Raw genomic sequence first — 5,213 nt, 5'->3', positions numbered from 1 at the left:
GTCTGGGGTTCCGAATGCCGCCCCTGCTGGGTGCCGTACGCAATGGCGGACATCAGATCTCGCGCCTGCTCCGCTGATCGTGACGGCTGCTGCACGTCCACCTCGAGTTGAGGATCGTGCGCCAGCTCTGGTGCCAGACTGGCCTGCCGGCGACGGCGAGGCAGGGACGGGCGACCGTCACCATCGTTGCCGGGCAACGGTTGCGGGGAGAAGGTCTCCGGCTCGGTAGCGTGGGTCGGCAGCTCGTAGGTCGGCAGCTCGTGCCTCGGGGTTGCCACAGAATATTCTTTGTACTCGGTGCGCGGCGCGCTATCGGATCGTTCGAGGTGCGCCCACGCCCGAGGCTCGGCCACCGCCTGCACTGGCTGTTCGGCGGGAGGCGCTGGCAGTGCCAGCGTTCCGACACCCACTGCAACCGATACTGATTCGGTCGAATCGAGTTCCGGCAGATGGCCGGCCACAGGTGTCGTAATGGCGACGACCACCGAGTTCGGCACCAGCACGATGGCGCGAATGCCGCCGTACTCGGATTCGGTCAGCTGCACCGAGATCCCGTGCCGTCCACCCAGCTGGGAGACGATGAACAGGCCCAGGCTTGAAGTCGCCGAGAGCGTTTCGACTCCGAAGTCCGGTGGATTGCGGAGCATCTCGTTGACGAGTTCGAGTTCTTCGACCGACATTCCCATGCCCTGATCAGTGATCTCGATCGCGACTCCCTTGCCGACCACATTGCCGCTCACTTTGACGCGCGACTGCGGCGGGGAGAAGGCTGTCGCGTTGTCGACCAGTTCGGCGAGCAGGTGGATGAGGTCGGCGACCACGTTGCCAACGATGGCGACCTGAGGCATGCGGCGGGTGTGCACCCGCGTGTAGTCGAGGCTCTCGCTGATCGCGCTACGCACCAGCTCGACCAGTGGCACCGGACTCCGCCACTGGCGGCCGGGCTCGCCGCCACCGAGGATGATGAGGTTCTCGGCGTTGCGGCGTTCGCGGGTCGCCAGGTGGTCGAGTCGGAAGAATGTCTCGAGCATGGCGGAATCTTCTTGTCGCTGTTCAGCCTCGTCGAGTACCTCGAGTTGCCTGTGCACCACCAGCTGGCTGCGGTGGGCGATGTTGAGGAACACCGCGCGCACGCCCTCGCGGGTGCGGGCCTCGGTGACCGCGGCGGACACGGCCGCTGTGTGTGCGCGGTTGAAGGCCTTTGCCACCGAGCCGATTTCGTCGTCACCGAAGTCCAGGTGCGCAGCTTTGGGATCGACTTGCTCGCCCGCGCCCAGCTTGCGCATGGTTTCGGGCAGTTCGACCTCTGCCAGGTCCAGTGTTTCCTTGCGTAGGCGCGTGAGCCGCCCGATCAGTCGGTTGGCCAGCCATAGCGACAGCAGGAACGCCACGAGCGCAATCGCGAGCACAGCGGCACCCGCCCACAGTGAGTTCGCCGCGGTGCGTTTGCCCTCGTCGGCAGCGATCTGGTTCGCATGGTCGTTCAGGTCTTTCCATGCGCCGATCACGTTTTCATACAGCTGTTCCTGCACGGCACGCCACTCGGGGAAGGCCATTGGTGGCGGCGGGACGTCACCGCTTTTGTCCGGCTTCGGCGGATTGATGAGGTAGTCCTCCATCGCGGCCCCCTGCTGCCAGCCCGGCGATGCCATTACTGCCTTGATCTTCTCGGCTGCCGGATCAGTGCCCAGGTCGGCGGCGAGCTGCGAAAGTGCGACTCGGTAGGACCCGACCAGGTTTCGATAGTCGTTGCGCAGCGGAGTGCTGCTGAGCAGTCCTTGCAGTTCGGCAGCGGTGAGCGCCGCGGACCGCGACATCGCCTCCATCGCGTGCAGGACGCGCGCACCGTTGATGAGTGCAACGCCGACCTCGGTGCTGGGCGCATTGGCGGCGACGAGGGTGGTGCCGAGCGCAGCGGCATCGAGAATGGTGTTGTAGAGGGCGTAGGTGTCGTTGATCGACATTCTTCCGGCGTCGATCTGACCGCGGATCTGGGGCAGGCTAGCGCTCAAGGTATCGAATCCACCCGTGTCTGCACCTAGGGTGCCCTGCGACACGGTCTGCAGCCGTGATGCGTAGGGGGCCAGTGCCGCGAACGCGGTGTCGAGCCTGCTCCGTGCTGCGCCGAGCGCGGCCGGATCGCTCTGCCCACCGGACAGCTGCCACAGTGTCAGCATCCGTTCCACTTGTACGCTGGCAATCACGTCGCGAGCGTGGCTCGTGGCATCCAGGTTCGCTGCCGCCCATTGTTCGGACTGGCGACCCTCACGTATCAGATAACCCGCCGTACCTACACCGATTCCGAGCAACGCCAGGCTTGGAACCAACGCGATGGCAAGGATCCGGGATCGGATTCCGAGGCGCACTTTCAACATCGGGGGAATATAGCTAGTCGAATATCCAACGTTAACTTGGGCCTCGTTACTCTTAAACTTCCTTAATAATGGCGGATCTGGCCAACGGGAACTGCCCGGGCGGTGTCCCCGTGCAGCGGGCCTCGTCGAAGCGATGCGAGCGACTGCGTTGAGTGTTCGGCCGGTGGAACGCGGACGAAGGCGGGCTCCGCCGGGCCCCTGTCGTCGCCTACCCGGTGACGTGACCGTCTCCGGGTTGAAGCCGCTACCTTTCTTAGGCCAACCGCGCCAGCCCCTCGGCTGGCGTTAGGCGCCGGAAGGTCTCGACCGGTCGGCCGTCCCGCAGCAGCCCGCTGCGCTCAGCGCGCCGGGCTGCTGCCTCCTCCGGGTCCACCTCTCTGCTGCGAAGCAGGATCCTTTCCGCCACAACGGGATCGCGCCGACGCATGGCTTCCGCATGCGCGACGGGGTCGAGCACGGCGCCGACATATCCTTCGGTGATCTCGTTACCGGTTACGGTCACGTCGGCGTTCTCGACACGACCGGACGGCCGGTAGGCGAGGTACGTGCGGATCCGCTTCTCCGCGCTGGCGCGCGTGTCGGGCTGGAGCAGATCCTCGGCCGCCGGTATGCCGTCCTCGACGAGCAGTCGCGTGATCGCCCTGTCGTTGATGGCCTGCAGGATCGCCTCGGGGTCGTCGAAAACAACGACTTCCTTGTGGCCGCGGAAGATTTCGAGCATCGCGTGCTCGCCGCGCGCACGGCCGGTATGGAACAGGAAATAGTCCGGATACACGAAGAACTCGGGGTTCTTGGCCCGCTGATCGTCGTAGAAGGCGGTGACTGCGGCGAGGATCAGTGTGCTGGCGCCAACCGCACCGAAGTCGTTGCGCACCACCACGCCGAGGCGGTCGTGCTCGGTGAATCCAGGAAAGACGTCCTCGACCGTGCCAGGCTCGCCGGCGATGTCGAAGTCGAACATCGCGGAGCTGAGCTCGGTCGAGCTGTGCACGAAATCTATGCCGACTAAACGACCTGGCGGACCGACTCCTCGAACCCGGTGACGTGGTCCAGCGCGATTGCGGCCGCCTTGTCGCCATCACCGGCGGCGATGGCTCGCAACAGATCCGTGTGCTCGCCGACGTGGCGAGCCACGGTCGGCAACCGTTCGAGGAACAGGCAGAAGATCCGGGTAGCGAGGTTGTCGTACCGGATCAGGATGTCCTCGAGGTGTGGATTGCCGGCCGCGCGATAAACCGCACGGTGAATACGGAGGTCCCAGCGCATCAGCTCGTCGCGGTCGATATTTCCGGCATCGAGCTCCTCTGTCCGGTCAGCGAGTTCGAGCAATTCCGCGCGCACTGCCGGTGTCGCGGCTTCGGCGGCCGTGCGCGCCGCGACCGGTTCGAGGTGAACGCGAATCTGCGAGATGTGCCGCAGGTCGGCGACATCGACACCAGTGGCGAACGTGCCCCGGCGCGGGAAGGACATCACCAGGCGGTCGGCCTCGAGCCGCTTGAGCGCCTCTCGGACAGGCGTGCGCCCGACGCCCAGTTGCGTCGCGAGCTCGCTCTCGGCGATCGCCTCATTCGGACGAATGTCGAGCATGATCAGCTTGTCGCGAATCGCGACGTACGCGCGATCGGCAAGGGACATCGTTGCGGTGTCCGCGTCGAGCGATTCCGTTCCGAGCACCGTCATGGTCTACGCCCCTTTCTGGGTGCCGACCTGCTGCGCCGCAGGACCAGACTCGACCGATGATATATCAGTCGACCGATATCTTGTATCCGCTTTCCCTGCGTGTTTCTACAACACGGCCCGAACGGCGCGCTCGAAACCCGTCACGTGGGCAAGCGTCAGGGCAGCAGCGGTGGCCTCGTCACCGACGAGAATCGCGTCGAGCAGCGCAAGGTGCTCACGAACGTGCCCGGCAATATCGGGCAGACGGTCGAGGAACAGGCACCAGATGCGGGTGGCGTGCGCGTCGAGTCCGACCAGGATGTCCTCGAGATGCGGGTTTCCCGAGGCGCGGTAGATCTCGCGGTGCACGTGCACGTCCTTGCGCAGCACGTCGCGCGGATCGTCGTCCACGCCCATTTCGGCGATCTCGGCCGCAAGGGCGGATAGTCGCGCCCGGGCCTGGGCCGAGCCGACGCGCGCAGCGCGAGCGGCGGCCGCGGGTTCGAGCTGCTTGCGGATCTCGCAGATATCGGCCAGATCGGTCATGTCGACGATCGTCGCGAACGTACCGCGCCGCGGATAGGCAATAACGAGACGTTCGCGCTCGAGCCGCTTGAGGGCCTCGCGCACCGGAGTACGGCCGAAGCCCAGGTCGCCGGCGAGCTGCTCGTCGTTGATCGGCTCACCTGGCCGTATATCGAGCATGATCAGGCGTTCCCGAATGATTTCGTACGCACGGTCGGCATTCGTCCTCGTACCCGAGTCCACATCGCCCACCGCGGCAAACGCCAGGCTCATCGCTTATTCCTCCTGATTTCCAGCTGCTATTGACGTCGCCGGATTCTGATCCTACTCTTCTCGACAGTTGATATATTAGTTACAGATCAGCTGACAGGCCAGGAAAGGCGATCATGACTCTCGACACAGCAGCACCCGCCGTGAACGACGGCAATCCCTTGCTGAGCCAAGCGCTCGCCGACCTCGATCCCGCCGTGCATCAGGCGATCGCGGCCGAGCTCGGTCGCCAGCAGAACACCCTGGAGATGATCGCGAGCGAGAACTTCGCGCCGCTCGCCGTCATGCAGGCACAGGGGTCGGTACTCACCAACAAGTACGCCGAGGGCTACCCGGCCGGCGCTACTACGGCGGCTGCGAGCACGTCGATGTCATCGAGCAACT

Annotated in this window: 4 protein-coding genes and 1 pseudogene; 1 reads left to right on the top strand and 4 read right to left on the bottom strand. The window is 65.0% G+C overall.

The window, feature by feature from the left end:
• The 4 genes from A8G08_RS23890 to A8G08_RS23875 form a co-directional block, all read right to left on the bottom strand.
• Positions 1 to 2,375 (bottom strand): sensor histidine kinase (locus A8G08_RS23890; protein ID WP_068279773.1); only part of this gene is annotated, 2,375 nt, incomplete at its 3' end.
• Positions 2,376 to 2,628: 253 nt separating this feature from the next.
• Positions 2,629 to 3,366: a hypothetical protein gene (locus A8G08_RS23885; RefSeq protein WP_068279767.1), complete on the bottom strand. Its 738-nt coding sequence runs from the start codon at positions 3,364 to 3,366 to the stop codon at positions 2,629 to 2,631.
• Positions 3,367 to 3,380: 14 nt separating this feature from the next.
• The gene (locus A8G08_RS23880) at positions 3,381 to 4,055 is read right to left on the bottom strand and encodes a GntR family transcriptional regulator (RefSeq protein WP_068279764.1); all 675 of its coding nucleotides are present in this window, start codon (positions 4,053 to 4,055) and stop codon (positions 3,381 to 3,383) included.
• A gap of 105 nt (positions 4,056 to 4,160) precedes the next feature.
• The gene (locus A8G08_RS23875) at positions 4,161 to 4,832 is read right to left on the bottom strand and encodes a GntR family transcriptional regulator (RefSeq protein ID WP_068279763.1); all 672 of its coding nucleotides are present in this window, start codon (positions 4,830 to 4,832) and stop codon (positions 4,161 to 4,163) included.
• Between the two features lie 161 nt (positions 4,833 to 4,993).
• Between A8G08_RS23875 and A8G08_RS23870 the strand changes: the two are divergent.
• Positions 4,994 to 5,213, top strand: a pseudogene (locus A8G08_RS23870) (serine hydroxymethyltransferase); the annotation flags it as partial.

The sequence above is a fragment of the Aldersonia kunmingensis genome, assembly GCF_001646865.1.
GTDB lineage: Bacteria > Actinomycetota > Actinomycetes > Mycobacteriales > Mycobacteriaceae > Aldersonia > Aldersonia kunmingensis.
This window is presented reverse-complemented; position numbering and strand designations above follow the sequence as displayed.